The sequence below is a fragment of the Rhodococcus sp. 3258 genome (assembly GCF_031456475.1).
In the GTDB taxonomy this organism is placed as follows: Bacteria; Actinomycetota; Actinomycetes; order Mycobacteriales; family Mycobacteriaceae; genus Rhodococcoides; species Rhodococcoides fascians.
On record NZ_JAVDUT010000003.1, the window covers coordinates 1 to 20,470 of the forward strand.

Consider the following 20,470-nt stretch of genomic DNA (forward strand, 5'->3'; position numbering starts at 1 on the left):
TCGTGTACCCCGAAAGGCCTTACCGCTCGACTTGCATGTGTTAAGCACGCCGCCAGCGTTCGTCCTGAGCCAGGATCAAACTCTCCGTAAAAGACCTGCGAAACAACAGTCCCGAAAGACCACGAATCAGTCAAAGACATCAAGTCAAATCACTAGCAAAAAAAACTCAACTAGCATTTTCAAAACAACACCCGACAACAACCACCACAAGCGGATGGCTGATACATCGAATGCATTCACCAAATAAAATTCGGCACTGACATTCATCGACACACTGTTGAGTTCTCAAAGAACACGCACACACCATTCACGTCCGAGATGATCTCGTCGGTGTCCGGGGCAACCGTTCCAGCTTAGATCGGATGTTCAGGCTCAGTCAAACTGGCCTTCGATCCGCGGTTAAGACACAACCGAAGTAGTATCCGAACCAGATTGTGTAGAGCGCGTCCGCTTCGCTCAGGCCTTGCGGTCTGGGCTGGCGTCCGTGTCGCTCTGACTTGGACAAAGTTACGCCCCGGATAACAACGCGTCAAATCCCCAGGTCGTTCGGACACAATTGGTGTGAACAGCCTGGTCGCGCTCGATGGATTGCCCCTCGAGCGGATGTCCAAACCAAATTACATCAATGTGACTCCGGCCACTGGCCGATCCTGGATTCAGCGAGCCACGCGTGCTCCCGCAAAGTTCCGCTTCCCGCGCCGGACCACCAACCATTGTCCGTGCAAGAGGTCGTCGCTCGACGGTGTCCAGTTCTCGTCGGCGATCTTGACGTTGTTCACCGCTGCCCCGCCCTCTTTGACCGCCCGTCGCGCAGCACCCTTGCTCTCGCTCAACCCTGTCGCGACAAGGAGGTCGACGATCGTGTTCGGAGCACCCACCTCGATGTCGGCCACAGATGCCTCGTGCAACGCCGCTGCCAGAGTGCTCTCGTCGAGGTCGGTGAGCTCGGCCCGCCCGAACAGTGCTTGGCTGGCGAGTTCGACCGAGCGAGTCGCCTCTTCGCCGTGAACCAGAGTCGTCATCTCTGCTGCCAGTCGCTTCTGAGCTTCTCGCGCGTGCGGTCGCTCCTCGGTTGCTGTCTCCAATTCGGCCAGTTCGTCCTGGGACAGGAAGGTGAACCAGCGCAGGTACTTGACCACATCGGCGTCACCGGTGTTCACGAAGTACTGGTACCAGGCGTACGGGCTGGTCATCTCGGGGTCCAACCAAAGACTGCCACCACCGGTGGACTTACCGAACTTCTTGCCGTCCGACGACGTGACCAGGGGAACGGTCAGCGCGTGAACCTGTTCGGCGTCCTGCCGACGGTTCAGTTCCACGCCGGCGATGATGTTGCCCCACTGATCCGAGCCACCGATCTGCAGACTGCAGCCGTACTCCCGGCGCAGCTGGACGTAGTCGTTGGCCTGCAACAGCATGTAGCTGAACTCGGTGTACGACATGCCGTCGCCCTCGAGCCGAGTCTTGACCGTCTCCCGCGCGAGCATGACGTTGATCGAGAAGTGTTTGCCGACGTCTCGGAGGAAGTCGATGGTGGACAGCTCCCCTGTCCAGGACAGGTTGTTGACCACCACGCCACCGGTAGGGCCGTCGTCCAGGTCTACGAACCGTTCGAGCTGCCCCCGGATACGCGACGCCCATTCGGTGACCACCTCACGGGAGTTCATGGTCCGCTCCCCCACATCGCGAGGATCACCGATCAGTCCGGTTGCGCCGCCCGCCAGAATGATCGGCCGATGACCGGCCCGCTGGAACCGCTTCAAGGCGAGCAGCGGAACGAGGTGGCCGGCGTGGAGCGAGGGTCCGGTCGGGTCGAAACCGGAGTACAACGTGATCGGCCCGTCCGAGGTGGCCTTCTTCAGTGCTTCCACGTCGGTGGACTGCGCGATCAGTCCGCGCCAGGTCAATTCGTCGATGATGTTCTCGCTCACGACGTCGATCTTCCCGCATGCACTTGCCGCCGCCTCGTTCAGCCCTCACGCAAGCCGGGCTGGGGAGCCCGGGGACTGCGCCGGTAGTTCGACACTGCAGGCGAGGCCGGTAGCCAGAAACGCCACGGTCTGTCTGCTGCCACGCTCACACCCACGCGTGGACCGACTTTCAACGCCTCGTCGCCCAGCGGATGTTCGAGCAGCTCGAGGGTGATCGGTGACGACGCGTCGAACAGATCGGTCCCGTTGTCGGCAAGTCCCACTCCGAGTGCTCGTCCGAGATTGCCGGGCCCTCGAGCCCACCCGGCCTCGACCCGCGCTGTTCGCGACTTTCCGCCACCGCGCCTGCCGTCGACGAAATCGTGACCTGCAATTACCTGCCCGGCTCGAAGCAGGACGGCAGCAGCCGTCCCGTCCGGCCCGCAACTGACGTTCATGCACAGGTGCATGCCGTAACTCAGATAGACGTACAGCCGACCCGCCGGACCGAACATCACGGCATTTCGGGGTGTCGGACCACGGAAAGAATGCGCAGCGGGATCGGGCCACGGACCGTCGACCGGACCGCCGTATGCCTCGACCTCCACGATGCGTACCGACACCGCGCCTGCATGGACGGTGGCCCCGAGGATACGTCGGGCTGCGTCGTCCGGCTCTCCGATTTCCAAGTCAGCAGCGTTCACCCGTCCCATGATGCTGAACCCTTGACCTCGAGGCATCGACGGGGCTATGACTGCATCGATCGATGAGAGTCTGGAGGCCGACATGGCGTTCACCGGGCAACATGCCGTCGAGATCACAGGGTTGACGGTTCGCCGCGGCAACCGAACGGTGCTGCACAATCTGTCCCTGACGATTCCGCGGGCTGCCATCACCGGCCTCCTCGGCCCATCGGGCTGCGGAAAGACCACGCTGATGCGCGCCATCGTCGGCACGCAGATCGTTGCCGGCGGAACCGTGACAGTGCTCGGATGCCCAGCCGGCTCCACCTCCCTGCGCCGCACCGTCGGGTACGTGACGCAGGCACCGAGCGTGTACCGAGACCTCACCGTTCGCGAGAACGTGCAGTACTTCGGGTCGCTCTACGGTCGCCGCCACTCCGAGGTGGCGTCCGCCATCGCGGCTGTCGGACTCACCGACCATGCGGCGTCGCGGGCGGGTGAGCTCTCCGGTGGCCAACTGAGCCGGGTCTCCCTGGCCAGCGCGCTGGTCGCCGAACCCGAACTCATCGTCCTCGACGAGCCGACGGTCGGGTTGGATCCCGTCCTTCGCTCGGAACTGTGGTCACGATTCGCCGCAATCGCAGCGGTAGGTACGACAGTGCTGGTCTCGAGCCACGTGATGGAGGAGGCAGAACACTGCAGCCAGCTCGTACTGATGCGCGACGGTGCCGTCCTGGACCGATCGAGCCCCGAAGCGCTACTGGCGCGGACGAAGGAAACGAACCTCGACCGCGCATTCCTCTCGCTCATCAGATCCACGGAACAGACATCGTGAACGCACGAATCTACGCAGCGGGTACGGGTCGAATCCTGCGCCAGCTCAGAGCCGATCACCGATCGGTGGCCATGGTCCTGCTCGTGCCGTCTCTACTGATGGTGTTGCTGTATTTCCTGTACCGAGACGTCCCGGCTCCGCCGAACCAACAATCGTCGTTCGATCGAATTGCGATCACGATGCTCGGCATTCTGCCGTTCGTCGTCATGTTTCTGCTCACGTCGATCTCGATGCAGCGTGAACGCAGCACGGGAACACTCGAACGCCTGCTGACCACACCGATGTCCAAGATGGACCTGCTTGCGAGTTACGGCTCGGCGTTCTCGCTCGCCGCTGTAGGGCAGGCGCTGCTCGCGTGCGCACTCGCATTCGGATTGCTCGGGCTCGACATCGAAGGCTCGATCGGGTGGGTTCTGGTGATCGCGGTACTCGGGGCGATGCTCGGAGTGGCGATCGGGCTGTTGTGCAGCGCTTTCGCACGTACCGAATTTCAAGCGGTCCAGTTCATGCCGGTCGTCGTGATCCCGCAGCTCTTCCTCTGCGGGCTCCTGGTGGCCCGCGATCAGATGCCGAGTTGGCTCGGTGCAGTCAGCAACCTTCTGCCGCTGAGCTACCTGGTGGACGCCCTGCAGGAAATATCCGTCCACCCCGATGCAACCAGGCGCATGGGGGCCGACATCGCCGTGGTCGTGATGTTCACCGTGGCAGCGCTGACCGGTGCGGCAGCGACATTGCGTCGGCGGACACCATGAACGAAGTGATCTAGGACGTGGCGCGCGCCAGAATCGACTCGTGCTCGGCGTCGTCGACATCGCGCGCATCGTCGGCGAGCAACACCGGAATGCCATTTTCTATCGGATATGCGCGACGCAGTCGCGGGTTGTAGAGCAATTCGTCCTCGACGAGCAGGAGCGGGCCCTTGTCCACAGGGCACGCGAGGATGGAGAGCAGAGTCGAGTCGATTGCCACAGGTGTCCTTCTGTCTGCTCCGACCGAGTCGGAGTGATGGTCTTCGTTCACGCTACCGAACGCCGATTGTTTCCGTCGTCGGGGCCGCCGGCCGTACCTTCATGTCAGGAAGACTTCTCGGCGGTGGCCTGACGTCCCACGAAGCGTTCTGCCACAACAGCTTTCGTCAGTCGTCGGTAGCTGTTCGACTCCGGATCGTAGTACCACGATCGTGCGCTCGGAGTAGGAATTCCTGCCTGCTTCAATGCAGACGCGTTGGGTCGATAGGCGCGACCGACCGGGATGTCGGACACAACGTGGACGATCGCCGGGCGCTCGTCCGGAAGCAGGACTCCCAGGGCATCGGTGAGAGCGCGAGCGGTGATCACCGCTTCCGGCTGCAGGGAGACAGCACACACGGCAACCTCGGTGGCCGACGCTTCCATGCGGATCGACCGTGGCCCGTCGACGGCAACACGAACCCCGTAGACCACGGCCGAACCGACCTGGTCGAGATCGCCGACGGCGTCGACGATCGGCTGGGTGTACACCGGACCCCGCGCCGAGCGAACAACGGTGTCCTTACGATCGATGAGCCAGTAATCGCCGTCCGAATCACGCCGGAACAGGTTCTCGGTGGGTATCCACGCGTCGGTGGGCTCGAAGACCCCACGCATGACATGGCTGGTCGCTTCACCGTCACCGCTCGGGCGGCCCAGGAGCAGCCCGATCTCGTCGTCGCGGCACTGCCGCACGAATCCGTCGTCGTCCTCTTCGAGTCGGCCGGTGATCGGGTCGTACGCCGCCAGAGCCACCCGCGCACTGCCGGGCAGAGGGCGTCCCTTCGAGCCGATCTTCGTCCCAGCGACATTGGCCAGAATGACGTCGTTCTCGGTGGAGGCATAGAACTCGAGCACTCGCGCCGGGGTGAACTTCGCCAGGGTGCGACGCCACAATCCCACCGGCATACCGGAGCCGATGAACAGCCGAACCGGGTGACCGGTGTCGACCGGGAAGCGCCCGTCGTCGACGATCTGCTGCATCATCGTCCAGGTGTAGCTGACGACAGTGACGCCGTAGCGGTACACCTCTTCCCTGAAGCGCTCGGGATCGAGACCACGGGAGAGCGCGATCCTCGATCCGCCGGCAAGCGCGCCGCCGATGGTCACGAGTATGCCCGCCGAATGATGGAGCGGTGCAAGGCAATACACAGTATCGCCGGGACCGAGAGCGGCCGTCGTCGCGGTACCGAATGCGGACAGTGCCCAGCGATGGTTGGTGATGTATCGCGGTTCGAGACCACGGTCGGTGGTGGTGAACAGAATCATTGCCAGTTCGCGAGCGCGACCGGGATCCGGCTCGAACCAGGCCGGTAGCCGGACGGCGTCGGGGTCGATGGCTTCGAGGTCGATCACTTCGTAGCCGTCCGGAACATCGAGCCTCCGCGTCTCGCCGCCGCCGAGCACCAGTACGTTGGGCGCGACCGGAACGGCCGCCGCGGCATTTTCCGGATCGGCGATCACGGTGTCGACGTCCACGGTGCGTAACGCGGCAGTGAGGTCGCTACCCGGCTGCAGCAACACCGGAACAGCGCCGATGCGCGAGAGAGCTGCGATGGCGGCGAGGGCACTCGGCCTGGTCTCCATCAGCACACCGATGCGCGACGCCGGCCGTACACCGACACTGATCAGACCTCGAACCACGTTGTCGATACGCACGTTGACGGCGTCGTAGGTGTGCACACGGTCGTCGAAGAGGAAGCACTCGCCGAGCGGGGACTTTCTTCCCTGCTCAGCGATCAAGCGGCCCAACGAGACCCGACTGTGCGGCTGCATCTGCCCCAGCCGTGCCAGCCGCGGAAGGGTGCGCACGGCCTCGGTCGAGATCTCACGAGTGCCGCGCACGGCACCGGTCGCGGCCGACGCCAATCCGCGTCCTACACCGACTCCCACTTCGGCGATGGAGGCAGCGGTATGAATCAGCCTGTTGGTGATCGACACTCCGCTGTCGCTGTCCGAGTGCTCCTCGTGTTCCATCACGCGCACGGCCTCGGGCTTCGGTCCGAGGTTCTCGCGCCACCGAATCCAGTTTCCGGTGGTCGGCCACGTCTGCGCAGCTGCCGTGCTACCCACCACGAGACCGAAATGGCCTGCACGCAAGGTCGTTTCGAATACCTGAGCACGCGGTGCGGCACGCCGGATTCCGCGCACCGCCAACGGCTGTCCGATGTCGTCCACCTCGCCGACGAACGCCAAGACCGGCACCGTCAACTCGGCAAGCGTCAACAACCTGTCCTTGATGACGAAACCGCCGGTCATCATGCGGTTGTGCACGACGAACTGCTTGAGCAACTCGGCCACGGCGGGCCCGGACCACGCCACCCAGCCGTCCATCGCCAGGAAGCGGCGCTGCGGCTCCCGAGGCAACAGTGCTTCCCGGTCGTGCAACTGTCGCAGGAAATCCAAACGAGACCGCACGGTCTTCGCCGGGTCGAGCAGCTGAAATCCTGTCCGCGCCATCCACCCCGACACGGCCAAGCGCGTGAATACGTGGTCGGCGAGAAACTCCGCGCCCCGAGTGGCGACACCGGCCGGGATACCCAGCGGCAAGCCGGCCAAGGTGTCCACCGGAGCCCCGAACGTGATGAGGCTGGCCAGGTTTCGTCCACCTCGATAGGCGGCAGCCTGGTAGCAGAACATGCCGCCCTGCGAATACCCTCCGAGGTGAACGTCGCGGCCGGTGTGCTCGTGCACCTTGTCCACGACCTCGCTGATGGCGACGACGTGATCGGCCAGAGTACGGCTCCATCCGCCCTCTTCGGTATCGGGCGAACCGAAATCGACCACCCACGGGTCCATGCCCATGCCGTGCAGAATTCCGGCCGCACCTTGATCGGTGGTGACGTCGTACACGTCCGCGGAGACCATCATCGGCGGAATCAGCACCACCGGAGGACTGTCCACGGGAACGTCGTCGGGGAAGTAACGCCGCAACCGATACATCGGCTCGCGGTCCATCACCCGGAAAGGCGACGGATCGACCTCGGTCTCGAGACCACCCAGCCGGATGACCTCGAGGCCGTTCTGGGCCGTTGCGATAGCACGCCGCAGTGGACCACGTACCGCGTCTGCATTCAGTCCCACAAATACACTCCTGCGTTCGGCCCCGACGGAACGACCGACATCGGTCTTCGCGTGACGAAAGCTTCTCACATCACACTCGTGGAATACGGCGAGGATGTCGACTAGTGCCGCAACACCGGCACCTCGGCCCACGCGCGCAACGTCGACGCAGTCGCCCGCACACCACCGAGCTGGTGCGCCACCTGAACCGCCGCGGTGCCGCCGCGAGCATCACGCGCGGAAATGGAACCCTCCACGGTGAGCACCTCGCGCACCGCCGGAGTGAGCGCCGGATCGATCGACGCGAGCTCGTCGTCGGTCAGATCCACCAGCCCGACGCCCCGCGCTTCCGCCGCGCGCACGCAGGCTCCCGCTGCCTCGTGAGCTACCCGGAACGCAATCCCTTGCCGCACCATCCATTCGGCGATGTCGGTGGCGAGCGTGAACCCGGCCGGCGCGAGTTCGGCCATGCGATCGGTGTGGAACTCCAATGTCGCCGTCAAACCGGTGAGTGCCGGGAGCAGCAACTCCAGCTGAGCCACCGAATCGAAGACCGGCTCCTTGTCTTCCTGAAGATCTCGGTTGTACGCCAAGGGTTGTGCCTTGAGGGTGGCCAACAGGCCGGTCAGATTTCCGATCAGGCGGCCCGTCTTGCCACGAGTCAACTCCGCGACGTCGGGATTCTTCTTCTGCGGCATGATCGAACTGCCCGTCGACCATGCATCTGCAAGAGTCACGTAACCGTATTCGGGTGTGCTCCACGAGATGACCTCCTCGGCGAACCGAGACAGGTCCACCGCCGTCATCGCCAATACGAACGCGGCTTCCGCCGCGAAATCACGCGAGGACGTGGCGTCGATCGAGTTCTCGGCGGACGAATCGAACCCGAGTTCGGCGGCGATCTTCTCGGGGCTCAGACCGAGCGAGGAGCCGGCCAGAGCGCCGGAACCGTAGGGCGACACCGCCGCTCGCCTGTCGAAATCCGCGAACCGCTGGACATCACGCAGCAGCGGATGGGTATGTGCGAGCAGATGATGCGCCAACAACACCGGCTGCGCCGCCTGTGAATGAGTCTTGCCGGGCATGACCGCGGTGGGGTGAGCCGCAGCCTGAGTTGCCAATGCGTCCACGACGTCGAGAACACCGACCGCCACCCGACGGACGGCGTCGCGCAACCACATCCGGAACAGGGTCGCGACCTGATCGTTGCGTGAGCGGCCGGCGCGCAGGCGACCACCCACCTCGGGTCCGACCCGGTCGATCAAACCGCGTTCGAGGGCGCCGTGCACGTCCTCGTCCGACTCGGCCGCGACGAACTCACCGGACGCCACGTCGTCGGCCAGCCGCTGCAAACCGTCGAGCATGGTCTCGAGGTCCTGCGGGGTCAGCAGTCCGGCACCGTTCAGAACCCGAGCGTGCGCCATGGACGCACGGATGTCGTAGGGCGCGAGAACCCAGTCGAAGTGTGTCGATTTGCTCAGGGCAGCCATGGCAGCCGCCGGGCCGGAGGCGAAGCGCCCGCCCCACAGCGAGCCTTCGTTGGTTCCGTGTGCGTTGCTCGAAGTGGTCACAGGCCCAGGTCCCGCTTCGCTGCGATCTTGGAGGAGAGCCCGTGCAGCTGCACGAATCCCTTGGCCGCCGACTGGTCGAACGTGTCGCCCTCGTCGTAGGTAGCGAGGTTGAAGTCGTACAACGACTCCCCGCTGCGACGGCCGTTGACGATGATTCCGCCCGCGTGCAGCACCAAGCGGATGTCGCCCGAGACGTGTTCCTGCGTGTGCTGAACGAACGTGTCGAGTGCACCCTTGAGCGGCGAGTACCACAGGCCGTCGTAGACCAGCTCGGCCCACTTCTGGTCGGTATGACGCTTGTAGCGGCCGAGTTCGCGCTCGAGGGTCACGTGCTCGAGTTCTTCGTGCGCACGGATCAGGACCATCGCACCGGGAGCCTCGTAGATTTCACGGCTCTTGATGCCGACGAGCCGATCCTCGACGACGTCCAATCGGCCGACACCCTGAGCGCCCGCACGGGTGTTGAGTTCTTGGATCGCACCGAGCACCGACACCGGACGGCCGTCGATGGCGACCGGGCGACCCTTGTCGAACGTGAGGATCAGTTCGTCGGGTGCCTGGAAGTTGACCGTCGGATCCTCGGTGTAGTCGTACACATCCTTCGTCGGCGCGTTCCACAGATCTTCCAGGAAGCCGGTCTCCACTGCTCGTCCCCACACGTTCTGGTCGATGGAGAACGGTGACTTGGTGGTGACGTTGATCGGAATGTCGTTCTCCTCGGCGAACGCGATCGCCTTCTCCCGGGTCCACGCGTAATCGCGTACCGGTGCCAGCACTTCGAGCTCCGGAGCGAGCGTGTTGAAACCGACCTCGAACCGGACCTGATCGTTGCCCTTGCCCGTGCATCCGTGGGCGACGACGGTTCCGCCGTGCGCACGTGCGTTCTCCACCAGATGCTTGACGATCAGCGGGCGGCTGATGGCCGAAACCAACGGATACCGATCCATGTACAGCGCGTTGGATTGCACCGTCGGCAGGCAGTACTCGTCGGCGAACTCGTCCCTGGCGTCGACGACGACCGATTCGACTGCGCCGCAGTCCAATGCGCGCTGGCGGACGACATTCATGTCCTCACCGCCCTGGCCGAGGTCGATGGCAACAGCGACGACCTCCTTGCCGGTCTCCCGTCCGATCCAGCTGATGGCGACAGAGGTGTCGAGTCCGCCGGAGTAGGCGAGGATGACGCGTTCGGCCATGGTGATGACGCTCCTTCGTGGTTCGTGTGGTGCAGTGCGGAGTGACCGGATCTCAGTTTCCGCGTCGAGCGAGCTTTTCTATCTTGTCGGCGATCTCGCCGCCGGTGGTCGGTTCACGGGCGATGAGCAGGATCGTGTCGTCCCCGGCGATCGTTCCCACGACTTCCGGCAATGCAGCACGATCGAGGGCGCTGGCCAGGTAATGCGCAGCTCCGGGCGGTGTCCGCAGAACTGCCTGGTTTCCGCTGTGATCGGTGGACACCAACAGCTCCCCCAACAGCCGCAGGAGACGGTCGGTTCCGCCCGACACCCCGCGCACCGGGCTGCCGTCCTCGGGGACCACGTACACCCCGACGCCGCCGTCAGGAGCGCGCAACTTCACCGCACCCAACTCTTCGAGGTCACGCGACAGCGTCGCCTGGGTGGTGTCGATCCCCTCGGCGGCGAGCAACGACGCCAGCTGCGGTTGACTGCGCACCTGATGCGTGGCCAGCAACGCGATGATCCGCGCCTGTCTGCCCGCGCGGGTCGACGCGGTCAGCGGAACCGCAGTGACGTCGTCACTCACGGTCGCCGAGCCTGCTCGAGGAGCCAGACCAGCAGTGCTTTCTGCGCGTGCAGACGGTTCTCGGCCTCGTCCCAGACGACACTGTGCGGACCGTCGAGCACCTCGTCGGTGATTTCCTCGCCGCGGTGGGCAGGAAGGCAATGCAGCACGACCGCATCGGATTTCGCCTTCGACAGCAGCTCGGAGTCGATGCGGTAGGGCCGGAACGGAGCGACTCGATCGAGTCCGTCGTTCTCCTGACCCATCGATGTCCAGGTATCGGTGACGAGAGCGTCGGCACCGTCGGCGGCCTCGTCGGGGTCTTCGGTCACCGTGATGGACGCTCCGGTCTCCTCGGCGCGCGCACGTGCGGCATCGAGGACGTAACCGAGTGGTGAGAATTCCTTCGGAGCGGCGATCCTGACATCGAGTCCCGCGGTCACTCCGCCGATGAGAAGCGAATGTGCCATGTTGTTGGCACCGTCGCCGAAGTACGCCAGCGTCCTCCCGGTCAGGTTTCCCTTGTGCTCGATCAGCGTCTGCAGATCGGCGAGGACCTGGCAGGGATGGAATTCGTTGGACAGCGCATTGACGATGGGAATCGTTGCACCCGTTGCCATCTGCTCCAGTCGCTTCTGGCCGAACGTACGCCAGACGACCGCCTCGACGTAGCGGGACAGCACGCGGCCGGTGTCCTGCAGAGTCTCCTCGCGTCCCAGTTGAGTGTCGCTTCCGGTGACCACAACGGCGTGGCCGCCCAACTGCGCAATGCCCAACTCGAACGAGAACCGAGTTCTGGTGGAATTCTTCTCGAAGATCACACCGACGCCCTTCGGCCCCTCGAGCGGCCGCTTGGAGAACGGAGCCCGCTTGATCTCGGCCGCGAGCGCCAGGATTTCTCCCTGCTGCTGCGGGGTGATGTCGTCGTCGCGAAGGAAGTGCTGAACGGTCATGGCTGGTGTGCCTCCTGTGCTGCGTCGAGAATTGCCGGTAGTGCCGAGACGAACGACGCGGCCTGCTCTTCGGTGATGATCAGCGGCGGTGCGAGCCGCAATACGTCTGGTTGCGCTGCATTGATCAGGAAGCCTGCGTCACGGGCCGCCGCCTCGGCCGCAGGCGCAACTGCGGCCGTGAGCACCACTCCGAGCAGAAGCCCGGAGCCCCGAACATGGCTGACGAGAGGGTGTTCGAGAGCCTCGATGGAATGAGCGATGGTCTTGCCGAGACTGTCGGCGTGCGAAACGAGGTCGTCGGCGGCAATGGTCCGCAACACAGCCAACGCAGCAGCGGCGCAGACCGGGTTGCCGCCGAAGGTGGTGCCGTGCTTGCCCGGATGCAACAACTCCCCCGCCGCCCCGATACCGATGCAGGCTCCGATGGGCAGACCCCCGCCCAGTCCTTTGGCCAAGGTGATCACGTCGGGCACGATGCCGACCGACTGGTGGGCGTAGAACCAGCCCGTGCGGCCGATACCGGTCTGCACCTCGTCGAGGACCAACAGCGCGCCGTGCTTCGCCGTGATCTCACGTGCGGCAACGAGATACCCGTCGGGAGGAACGACCACGCCACCCTCCCCCATGATGGGTTCGAGAAACACTGCGGCGGTGTCGGTATCGACGGCTGCCTCGAGCGCGGCGATGTCTCCGTAGGGCACGTGCTGGACACCGGCAGGCATGGGTTCGAACGGAATTCGCTTGTCGGCTTGTCCGGTGAGCGCCAGTGCACCCATCGTCCGTCCGTGAAAGGCCTTCTCGGCGGCAATGATGTGGGGACGACCGGTCAGACGCGCGATCTTGAACGCCGCCTCGTTGGCCTCGGTACCCGAGTTGCAGAAGAACACTCGTCCCGTCGCACCCGCACCCAGATGTGCGAGCAATTGCTCGGCCAGTTCGATACCCGGTTCCGTCGCATACAGATTCGACGTATGACCCAGAGTGGAGAGCTGAGCAGTGACCGCCTCGATCACCGCAGGATGAGCGTGGCCCAGGATATTGACGGCGATACCGGCCAGCAGGTCGAGGTACTGCTTGCCGTCGGCGTCGGTCACCACAGCGCCTTCGCCTCGGACGAGCGCTACGCGCGGCACACCGTAGTTGTCCATCAGCGACGTGGACCACCGCTGCTGTAGATCGACCGTGGACTGCGTGCCGGTCATGACGTGACTCCTGACGTAGACGAGTGATCGGGGGTGACCATGGTGCCGATCCCCTCTCCGGTGAACAGCTCCACCAGAACCGAATGTTCGACGCGACCGTCGATGACGTGCGCCGACGGCACACCGGCACGAACGGCCCGCAGGCACGCTTCCATCTTCGGAACCATTCCCGCATCGAGCGTGGGCAGCAATGCGTCGAGTTCCGACGCGTCGATTCGAGAGGTCAGGGAACTGCGATCGGGCCACGCCGTGTAGAGACCCTCGACATCGGTGAGCACGACCAACTTCTCTGCCCCGATCGCACTGGCGAGAGCAGCAGCAGCGGTATCGGCGTTGATGTTGTGCACCACGCCGTCACTGTCGGGTGCGATGGTGGAGACCACCGGAATGCGGCCTGCGGCAATCAGATCGAAGATCGCCTTCGGATCTACCGAGGTGACGTCGCCCACCAGACCGATATCGGTATCGACGCCGTCGACCAGGACCGAACGACGCGTCGCGGTGAACAGGTGCGCGTCCTCCCCCGAGATTCCGACGGCATACGGCCCGTGACTGTTTATCAAGCCGACGAGTTCACGGCCGACCTGCCCGAACAGCACCATCCGAACGATGTCCATGACTTCCGGTGTGGTGACCCGAAATCCGCCGCGGAACTCACCCGTCAGGCCCAGCCTGGTGAGCATGGCCGAAATCTGCGGGCCTCCGCCGTGCACGACGACGGGGTGAATTCCGACGGTGCGTAGAAACACCATGTCGGCGGCGAACGCTAGTTTGAGATCGTCGTCGATCATGGCGTTCCCGCCGTACTTCACCACGACGATCTTGCCCGAGAAGCGCTGGAGCCAGGGCAGTGCCTCGGCGAGCGTGAACGCCTTCTGCGCTGCCGTCAATTGCGTTGCAGCAGCAGTCATGACGAGTACGCCGAGTTCTCTTCGACGTAGGCGTGGGAGAGATCCGTCGTTCTGATCGTGGCCGTACCGGACCCGAGTCCGAGGTCGATGGTCACGGCGATATCAACTCCCGACAGGTCGACCTCGCGCGCACCCGGAGCGCCGACGCCGTCGATGCACACCGGATTGCCGTTGAACGACACAGCAATCCGATCCGGATCGAGTTCGATCGGAGCAATACCGATCGCCGCGAGTACACGGCCCCAGTTGGGGTCCGAACCGAATAGGGCCGTCTTGGTGAGACTGTCCCTGGCGACCGTCCTCGCACCGACGAGAGCCTCGTCCTCGGATACTGCACCGGAGACGGTGATCTTCACTCGCTTGGTGACGCCCTCGGCATCGGCCATCATCTGATCGGCGAGGTCGTCGCATACCGCCAGAACAGCAGCGTCGAGGTCCTCCTGCGACGGGCTCACACCGCTCGCCCCGGAGGAGAGCAGCAGTACCGTGTCGTTCGTGGAGGATGCGCCGTCGACGTCGAGTCGGTCGTAGGACAACCGGGTGGCCGCACGAAGCGCGGTGTCGAGCTGCTCCGCGGTCGCGACGGCGTCGGTGGTGATGACACTGAGCATCGTGGCCAGCGAGGGTGCGAGCATGCCCGCGCCCTTGGCCATGCCACCGACATTCCACTTGTCTGCGTGATGAATCGCGGCCTGCTTCGGAACGGTATCGGTGGTCATGATCGCGTAAGCGGCATCGGTGCCACCGGAGATACCGCCGGCCAGTTCGTGCACCACCTCGGTCACCCCCGGCAACAGCTTGTCCATCGGCAACCGATCGCCGATGAGACCTGTCGAGCACACGGCAACCTCGATGGCCCCTGTTTCCGAACCCCAGTTGCTCAACACGGACGCGACCTCCTCGGCCGTCCGATGCGCGTCCTGGAAACCGGGTGCACCGGTACAGGCGTTGGCACCGCCCGAGTTCAACACCACCGCGCGAAGCCGACCGGTGGTGAGTACCTGCTGCGACCACAGCACCGGCGCGGCCTTGACCTTGTTGCGGGTGAAGACGCCCGCTGCCGTGAAGTCCGGGCCCTCGTTGAACACCAGAGCCAGATCGGACCTGCCACTTGCCTTGATACCCGCGGGAATCCCGGCCGCACGGAATCCGGCGGGAGACGTCACGCCCTGGGAACGCACGAGCTTCCCCGCGATCGAGGCGACCGTATCCGTCTCGCTCTTCAGGCCGGTCATGGAGCAACTCCTACGGTAGAGAGACCGTCGGTCTCGTCGATTCCCAACGCCAGATTCATCGATTGCACTGCTGCACCGGCTGTTCCCTTGGCCAGGTTGTCGATGGCCGCGATGACCACCAGCAAGCCGGCGTCTGCATCGACGGACACACTCATCTGCACGGCGTTCGATCCGATGACCGAACCGGTCTGCGGCAGCCGCCCGGCCGGAAGAACATGAACGAAAGGCTCCGCGGCATAGGCCTTCTCGTACACCTCGACGGCCTGAGCCTCGGTAGCGGTGGTCACGGCCGTACAGGTGGCCAGAATGCCACGCGGCATCGGCGCGAGTACCGGAGTGAACGACACCGACACGTCGGTACCGGCCACAGCCGACAGGTTCTGCACGATCTCGGGAGTGTGCCGGTGCGCGCCTGCTACCGCGTATGCGCGAACCGAGCCCATCACCTCGGAGCCCAGCAGGTCGGCCTTGGGTGCCCGGCCCGCACCGGACGTGCCGGTGACCGCAACGATGTTGACCCGTGGCTCGATGATTCCGGCGGCAACTGCCGGGGCCAGGGCAAGACTCGACACCGTCGGGTAGCACCCGGGCACGGCGATACGCGTTGCCCCGACCAGGAGCTCGCGGCGCCCCGGTAGCTCTGGGAGACCGTACGGCCAAGTCCCCGCATGTGGGGACTTGTAGTACTTCTCCCAGGCTGCCGAGTCGTTGAGGCGGAAATCGGCACCGCAGTCGATGATCACCACGGATTCGGGCAACTGGAGCGCGAGTTCGGCGGATTTACCGTGCGGCAACCCGAGGAAGATCACGTCGTGTCCGGCGAGTTCGTCGACCGTCGTGGGGCCGAGCACACGGTCGGCAAGCGGCAACAGGTGGGGATGGAACTCACCCAGTGTCGCGCCTGCATTGCCACCCGCAGTCAGCGCTCCGATGACCAACGAGCCGTCGCGAACAGCTGGGTGGCCGAGCAGCAGGCGAAGGATCTCACCACCGGCGTAGCCACTGGCACCCGCCACCGCGATGCGCTTCGGCGTTGCCTCCGAAATAGTCATGCGGTTTATTATGCAGCATCATGCAAGCTCATTCATCGGCGGGCCGGAAACGCTAGCTGCTACCCATCGATCTACGAATTTCGTCGAGCTTCTTTCGGCCGGCTTCCTGCCGATCGTTCCACTGTTTGTCCAGGTCCTGACCGGCTCTCGATTCCCGGTCCAGCTCCTCCGCCCCGACAGCCGTACCCGAGCGATGCTCCACCTTCTCTCGCACCCCATCCCAGGTCGGCACCCCGGAGTCGGTGAACTCGCCCGTAGTCGCACCGCCGACATAACCCCCACCCCCGCCGACGGGAAGGTCGTCTACCAATTCCGCATCGATGACGCCCGGCACCGTTCCGCCCAACGGAGCTCCCGGTGGTGGATCGCCGAGCGGCTGGTCGATACGAGGTTTCGTCACCTGCGGAACATCCACATCGGGAACGATTCCCGGCGGGACGCCGCGATCCGGACCGGCGGGCTCGGGTTCCGCCGCCCCCAACTCGGCCGCCAGAGCGGATGCCGCCGCTGCCACCGGAGCCAACCGAGGTCGGCCGGCCACCGCCGCGAGAACCTCGTTCAACACCTGCAGATCCGAGGCCGTGGCCTGCGTGTCGGATTCACTCATCGGCTGCTCCCGTCGTCGTGCCCGTCATGACACCACGCTACGCACAACACCGGCCGCGCCGTCGACGGTTCAGCTACGCAGCTGGGCACCGACCGCTGTGGATGCCGCCGCCACGGCTGCGTCGCGAGCCGCCGTCGCCTGATCCTCGGTCAGGGTTCCGTCCGAACCGCGGAACCGGAGGGCGAACGCCAACGACTTACGCCCCTCGCCGACCTGCTCACCCTCGTAGACGTCGAACAGTCGGATGGACTCGAGCAGTTCTCCACCGCCGATCGTCAGCGCAGCCTCGACGGACGCAGCGGGCACGGACGCGTCGACCACGACAGCGACGTCCTGCAACACGGCCGGGTATGGGGATACCTCGGGGGCCGGAAGCGATTCGACGACGGGCAGAGCACTCAAACTCAGCTCCACCGCACACGTACGCGGCGGCAAACCGGCTCGCTCGAGCACAGCCGGATGCAGTTCGCCTGCGTGCCCGACGACCTCACCGTCGAGAAGAACCTCGGCGCACCGGCCCGGATGCCAGGGAAGGTGGTGTGCTGCACGAAGATCGACGTGCACGCCGGAAGCCGCGGCAACCGTGCGCACAGCGGCGAACGCGTCTGCGGCCTCGGCTGCTCGGCCCGGTCCCCAGGGCCCGGACGGCTCACGCTGACCGGCGAGCACCACGCCCACGTGTACCGGCTGTGCGGGGAGGGACCCACGGAGCATCGCGATCTGATCGTCGGTCGGTCGCCGATCGACCGGCAACGCGTCCACCGCAGCGGTCGCGTCGTGCCGGAGAACGACCTGGGCGATTCCGAACAACGACACGTCCCGCTGACCGCGCGCGATGTTCCTGCTCAGCATTTCGAGCAGACCGGGAAGCACGGTCGTCGCAAGCTCGGGGCGGTCGGCCTCGAGCGGGTTCAACACCGACGTCGTCGCTCGGCGCGGGTCGTCCGCGTCGAGGCCCCACGTGTCGAAGATTCCCTTGGGCAGGAACACCGGCGGAAGAACTTCGACATAGCCGGCGAACGCAAGGGCCTTGCCGACTGCCCGCCGACGCTTCTGCTCGGCGGTGAGGCCGCGCCCACCGGGAGCGGACGGCAGAATCGACGGGATCTTCTCGAGCCCTTCGAGCCGCAGCACCTCTTCGACCAGATCGGCGCGCTGCACCAAGTCGGGTCGCCACGAGGGAGGATCGACGACCAGTTGTCCGTGGCCGCCACCGTCGACATCCACCTCGACGGTGCATCCGATCTGAGTGAGCCGTCGAGCAGCGGTCCCGTCGGGGTACTGCACACCCGCGATCCGATCGGGCAGGTCGAAGTCCATCGTCACCGACGGGAACCGGGCAGCCTCGCCGATGTCGGTCAGCACCGGTTCGATACGTCCACCGGCGATCTCGACGAGCAACTGTGCGGCCCGATCGAGCGCCGCAACCGGGAGCGCCGAATCCACAGTCCGCTCAAAACGCTTGCTCGCCTCGCTCGACAGCTTGTGGCGACGGCCGGTTCGGAACACCGCGAGCGGATCGAACGATGCTGCTTCGAGAACGACATCGCTGGTCGAGTCGTCGACCTCGGTGGACGCCCCGCCCATGACGCCGGCCAACGAGATGGCTCCCGTTCCGTCGGCGATGACCACGTCTTCCGCATCGAGCGACCGCTCGACGCCGTCGAGCGTCGTGAGCGTCTCCCCCGCATTCGCGCGCCGCACGACGAGATGACCGTCGAGCTTGCTTGCGTCGAAAGCATGCAACGGCTGTCCGAGTTCGTGGAGCACGTAGTTGGTCACGTCCACGGCCGCCGAGATCGGTCGCACCCCGGCCAGCAGCAGTCTCCGCTGCATCCACCAGGGAGTGACGGCAGCGGGATCGATACCCACGACCTTGCGCAGAGCGAACCGAGAAGTACCGGACTCGGGCTCGACCGTCACGGGCCAGGCGTCACCGGTGACCTCGGTGGGCATCGTGCGCGCCGGATCCACATACGGAAGATCGAAGCTGCACGCCAACTCACGAGCCAGGCCGCGTACCGAGAAGGCGTACCCGCGGTCCGGTGTCACGTTCAGCTCGATCACCGAATCATCGAGGCCCAGAACGACTTTGGCATCGTCGCCGGGCTGCGCAGTCCCTTCCGGTAGCACCAGGATGCCGGAGTGGTCCCGGCCGAGACCGAGCTCGAGCGTCGAGCAGATCATCCCGTTGGAGTTGCGGCCGTACGTCTTGCGCGACGCGATGGCGAACCCGCCCGGCAGAACGCTGCCGGGCAGCGCCGCGACGATGAGGTCCCCCTCGGCGAAATTGCGTGCACCGCAGACGATCTCCTGCGGCTCGTCGGCCCCCACGTTCACGAGGCAGAACCGAATGGGCTTCTTGAATTCGGTCAGTTCCTCGATCGACTCGACCCGACCCACCACGAGGGGCCCCGTCACGTTGTCCAACGAGACCAGCTCCTCGACCTCGAAACCGACGCGTACGAAACCCGCGTCGAGCTCGTCGGGCGAGACGGACCAGTCGGGAGTACCCGCGTGCAGGACCTCGGTCAACCAGGAATGTGGGACTCGCACGTGTGCTCAGCTCTTTCTTGTATCCGAGATGAAGTGGGGCTGGAGAGTGGCCGCGTCAGGCCTGAACACCGAAGGGCAGAGTGAACCTGATATCTCCCTCGACGATGTCCCGCATGTCCGGGATGTCGTTGCGGAACTGCAGAGTTCGCTCGAGACCCATGCCGAACGCGAAACCGGTGTACACCTCCGGGTCGATGCCGCTGGCCTGCAACACCTTCGGGTTGACCATTCCGCAGCCACCCCATTCGACCCAACCGGCTCCACCCTTCTTCTTCGGGAACCACACATCGACCTCGGCGGAGGGCTCGGTGAACGGAAAGTAGTTGGGCCGCATCCGAGTGCGCGTATCGCTGCCGAACAGAGCCTGCGCGAACGCGTCCAACGTTCCGCGCAGATGCGCCATCGTCAGGCCCTTGTCGATCGCGAGCCCCTCGACCTGATGAAAGACCGGAGTGTGCGTCGTATCGAGCTCGTCGGTACGGAACGTTCGGCCAGGGCAGACGACGTAGATCGGTACGTCGCGGGAGAGCATGGACCGCACCTGCACCGGCGACGTGTGTGTACGCAGTACCTGCCGCGAGCCCTCCGGCGCGATGTGGAACGTGTCCTGCATCGTGCGAGCCGGGTGATCGGGCAGGAAGTTCAACGCGTCGAAGTTGAAGTGCTCGGTTTCCACCTCGGGGCCCTCTTCGACCTCCCAGCCCATACCGACGAAGACATCGGCGACCTGCTCCGAGATGATCGTGATGGGATGGCGCGCTCCGACGGGCGTCCTGTCGGTCGGCAGCGTCACGTCGATCGTCTCGGCCACGAGAATCGCTGCATCGCGCTCCGCCGACAGCACTGCGCGGCGCTCGTCGAAGGACTTCTGCACCCGGTCTCGTGCCACCTTGACGCGCTTGCCCGCGTCCGCCTTCTGGTCACCGGGTAGAGCGCCGAGGGCGCGCTGAGCCAACGCCAGTGGTGCCTTTCCACCGACGTGATCGATTTTGACCTTCGTGAGCGCATCGAGGTCCGACGCGTCGGCGAACGCCTGCTCGGCCGAGTCCACCGCAGCGTCGAGTGCGGACTCTTCGAGAACGCTCGGATCTACCGGCTCGGGCCCGGACTCTTTCTTCGCCACGACAGATGCACTCCTCGAA

General features: G+C 64.9%; 17 protein-coding genes and 1 rRNA gene. 2 read left to right on the forward strand and 16 right to left on the reverse strand.

Annotated features, from left to right (window positions below):
• The 3 genes from J2X62_RS10850 to J2X62_RS10860 form a co-directional block, all read right to left on the reverse strand.
• Positions 1-91 (reverse strand): 16S ribosomal RNA (locus tag J2X62_RS10850); the annotation flags it as partial.
• 565 nt (positions 92-656) lie between these two features.
• Positions 657-1,931: a tyrosine--tRNA ligase gene (gene tyrS / locus J2X62_RS10855; RefSeq protein WP_027497224.1), complete on the reverse strand. Its 1,275-nt coding sequence runs from the start codon at positions 1,929-1,931 to the stop codon at positions 657-659.
• A gap of 38 nt (positions 1,932-1,969) precedes the next feature.
• Complete coding sequence (locus J2X62_RS10860; protein ID WP_310180415.1) at positions 1,970-2,623, reverse strand: DNA-3-methyladenine glycosylase; 654 nt, start codon at positions 2,621-2,623, stop codon at positions 1,970-1,972.
• A 73-nt stretch (positions 2,624-2,696) separates the two neighbouring features.
• On the opposite strand from J2X62_RS10860, the gene J2X62_RS10865 reads away from it, so the two are divergent.
• Together J2X62_RS10865 and J2X62_RS10870 are read left to right on the forward strand one after the other, a co-directional pair.
• Positions 2,697-3,428: an ABC transporter ATP-binding protein gene (locus J2X62_RS10865; protein ID WP_027497226.1), complete on the forward strand. Its 732-nt coding sequence runs from the start codon at positions 2,697-2,699 to the stop codon at positions 3,426-3,428.
• Positions 3,425-4,180: an ABC transporter permease gene (locus J2X62_RS10870; RefSeq protein ID WP_032400024.1), complete on the forward strand. Its 756-nt coding sequence runs from the start codon at positions 3,425-3,427 to the stop codon at positions 4,178-4,180. The genes J2X62_RS10865 and J2X62_RS10870 overlap by 4 nt, the downstream gene beginning before the upstream one ends.
• 10 nt (positions 4,181-4,190) lie before the next feature.
• Here the strand turns inward: J2X62_RS10870 and J2X62_RS10875 are convergent, their stop codons facing one another.
• The 13 genes from J2X62_RS10875 to pheS form a co-directional block, all read right to left on the reverse strand.
• Positions 4,191-4,397 carry a Trm112 family protein gene (locus tag J2X62_RS10875; RefSeq protein WP_027497228.1) on the reverse strand — a complete coding sequence of 69 codons (207 nt, stop codon included), beginning with the start codon at positions 4,395-4,397 and terminating at the stop codon, positions 4,191-4,193.
• Positions 4,398-4,501: 104 nt separating this feature from the next.
• Positions 4,502-7,519: an AMP-binding protein gene (locus J2X62_RS10880; RefSeq protein WP_027497229.1), complete on the reverse strand. Its 3,018-nt coding sequence runs from the start codon at positions 7,517-7,519 to the stop codon at positions 4,502-4,504.
• Between the two features lie 101 nt (positions 7,520-7,620).
• On the reverse strand, positions 7,621-9,069 hold the full coding sequence (gene argH, locus J2X62_RS10885) for an argininosuccinate lyase (RefSeq protein ID WP_310180420.1): 1,449 nt from the start codon (positions 9,067-9,069) through the stop codon (positions 7,621-7,623).
• Entirely contained in the window at positions 9,066-10,265 is a 1,200-nt protein-coding gene (locus tag J2X62_RS10890) for an argininosuccinate synthase (RefSeq protein WP_032370344.1), read from the reverse strand. Before J2X62_RS10890 ends, argH begins: the two co-directional genes overlap by 4 nt.
• A 52-nt stretch (positions 10,266-10,317) precedes the next feature.
• The gene (locus J2X62_RS10895) at positions 10,318-10,833 is read right to left on the reverse strand and encodes an arginine repressor (RefSeq protein ID WP_032365512.1); all 516 of its coding nucleotides are present in this window, start codon (positions 10,831-10,833) and stop codon (positions 10,318-10,320) included.
• Positions 10,830-11,765 carry an ornithine carbamoyltransferase gene (gene argF, locus J2X62_RS10900; RefSeq protein ID WP_032391052.1) on the reverse strand — a complete coding sequence of 312 codons (936 nt, stop codon included), beginning with the start codon at positions 11,763-11,765 and terminating at the stop codon, positions 10,830-10,832. Before argF ends, J2X62_RS10895 begins: the two co-directional genes overlap by 4 nt.
• A complete protein-coding gene (locus tag J2X62_RS10905; protein ID WP_310180422.1) occupies positions 11,762-12,967 on the reverse strand; it encodes an acetylornithine transaminase in 1,206 nt (401 codons plus the stop codon). Before J2X62_RS10905 ends, argF begins: the two co-directional genes overlap by 4 nt.
• Positions 12,964-13,878 carry an acetylglutamate kinase gene (gene argB / locus J2X62_RS10910; protein WP_032391050.1) on the reverse strand — a complete coding sequence of 305 codons (915 nt, stop codon included), beginning with the start codon at positions 13,876-13,878 and terminating at the stop codon, positions 12,964-12,966. Before argB ends, J2X62_RS10905 begins: the two co-directional genes overlap by 4 nt.
• Positions 13,875-15,113, reverse strand: a complete 1,239-nt coding sequence (gene argJ / locus J2X62_RS10915; RefSeq protein WP_048318716.1) for a bifunctional glutamate N-acetyltransferase/amino-acid acetyltransferase ArgJ — start codon at positions 15,111-15,113, stop codon at positions 13,875-13,877. Before argJ ends, argB begins: the two co-directional genes overlap by 4 nt.
• Positions 15,110-16,165 (reverse strand): N-acetyl-gamma-glutamyl-phosphate reductase, encoded by a 1,056-nt coding sequence (gene argC / locus J2X62_RS10920; protein WP_032391049.1) that lies wholly within the window; start codon positions 16,163-16,165, stop codon positions 15,110-15,112. Before argC ends, argJ begins: the two co-directional genes overlap by 4 nt.
• A gap of 52 nt (positions 16,166-16,217) precedes the next feature.
• A complete protein-coding gene (locus J2X62_RS10925) occupies positions 16,218-16,772 on the reverse strand; it encodes a hypothetical protein (RefSeq protein WP_032391048.1) in 555 nt (184 codons plus the stop codon).
• Between the two features lie 69 nt (positions 16,773-16,841).
• Entirely contained in the window at positions 16,842-19,328 is a 2,487-nt protein-coding gene (gene pheT / locus J2X62_RS10930) for a phenylalanine--tRNA ligase subunit beta (RefSeq protein ID WP_283549412.1), read from the reverse strand.
• Between the two features lie 55 nt (positions 19,329-19,383).
• Entirely contained in the window at positions 19,384-20,451 is a 1,068-nt protein-coding gene (gene pheS / locus J2X62_RS10935) for a phenylalanine--tRNA ligase subunit alpha (RefSeq protein ID WP_032374315.1), read from the reverse strand.
• Positions 20,452-20,470: the final 19 nt, after the last annotated feature.

Bases quoted from the DNA above. Each gene is read 5' to 3' on its own strand.
- J2X62_RS10865 (WP_027497226.1), top strand. From the start codon at position 2,697: ATGGCGTTCACCGGGCAACATGCCGTCGAGATCACAGGGTTGACGGTT.
- J2X62_RS10925 (WP_032391048.1), bottom strand. From the start codon at position 16,772: ATGAGTGAATCCGACACGCAGGCCACGGCCTCGGATCTGCAGGTGTTG.
- argC (WP_032391049.1), bottom strand. From the start codon at position 16,165: ATGACTATTTCGGAGGCAACGCCGAAGCGCATCGCGGTGGCGGGTGCC.
- J2X62_RS10890 (WP_032370344.1), bottom strand. From the start codon at position 10,265: ATGGCCGAACGCGTCATCCTCGCCTACTCCGGCGGACTCGACACCTCT.
- argJ (WP_048318716.1), bottom strand. From the start codon at position 15,113: ATGACCGGCCTGAAGAGCGAGACGGATACGGTCGCCTCGATCGCGGGG.
- argF (WP_032391052.1), bottom strand. From the start codon at position 11,765: ATGACCGTTCAGCACTTCCTTCGCGACGACGACATCACCCCGCAGCAG.
- argB (WP_032391050.1), bottom strand. From the start codon at position 13,878: ATGACTGCTGCTGCAACGCAATTGACGGCAGCGCAGAAGGCGTTCACG.
- J2X62_RS10905 (WP_310180422.1), bottom strand. From the start codon at position 12,967: ATGACCGGCACGCAGTCCACGGTCGATCTACAGCAGCGGTGGTCCACG.
- J2X62_RS10860 (WP_310180415.1), bottom strand. From the start codon at position 2,623: ATGGGACGGGTGAACGCTGCTGACTTGGAAATCGGAGAGCCGGACGAC.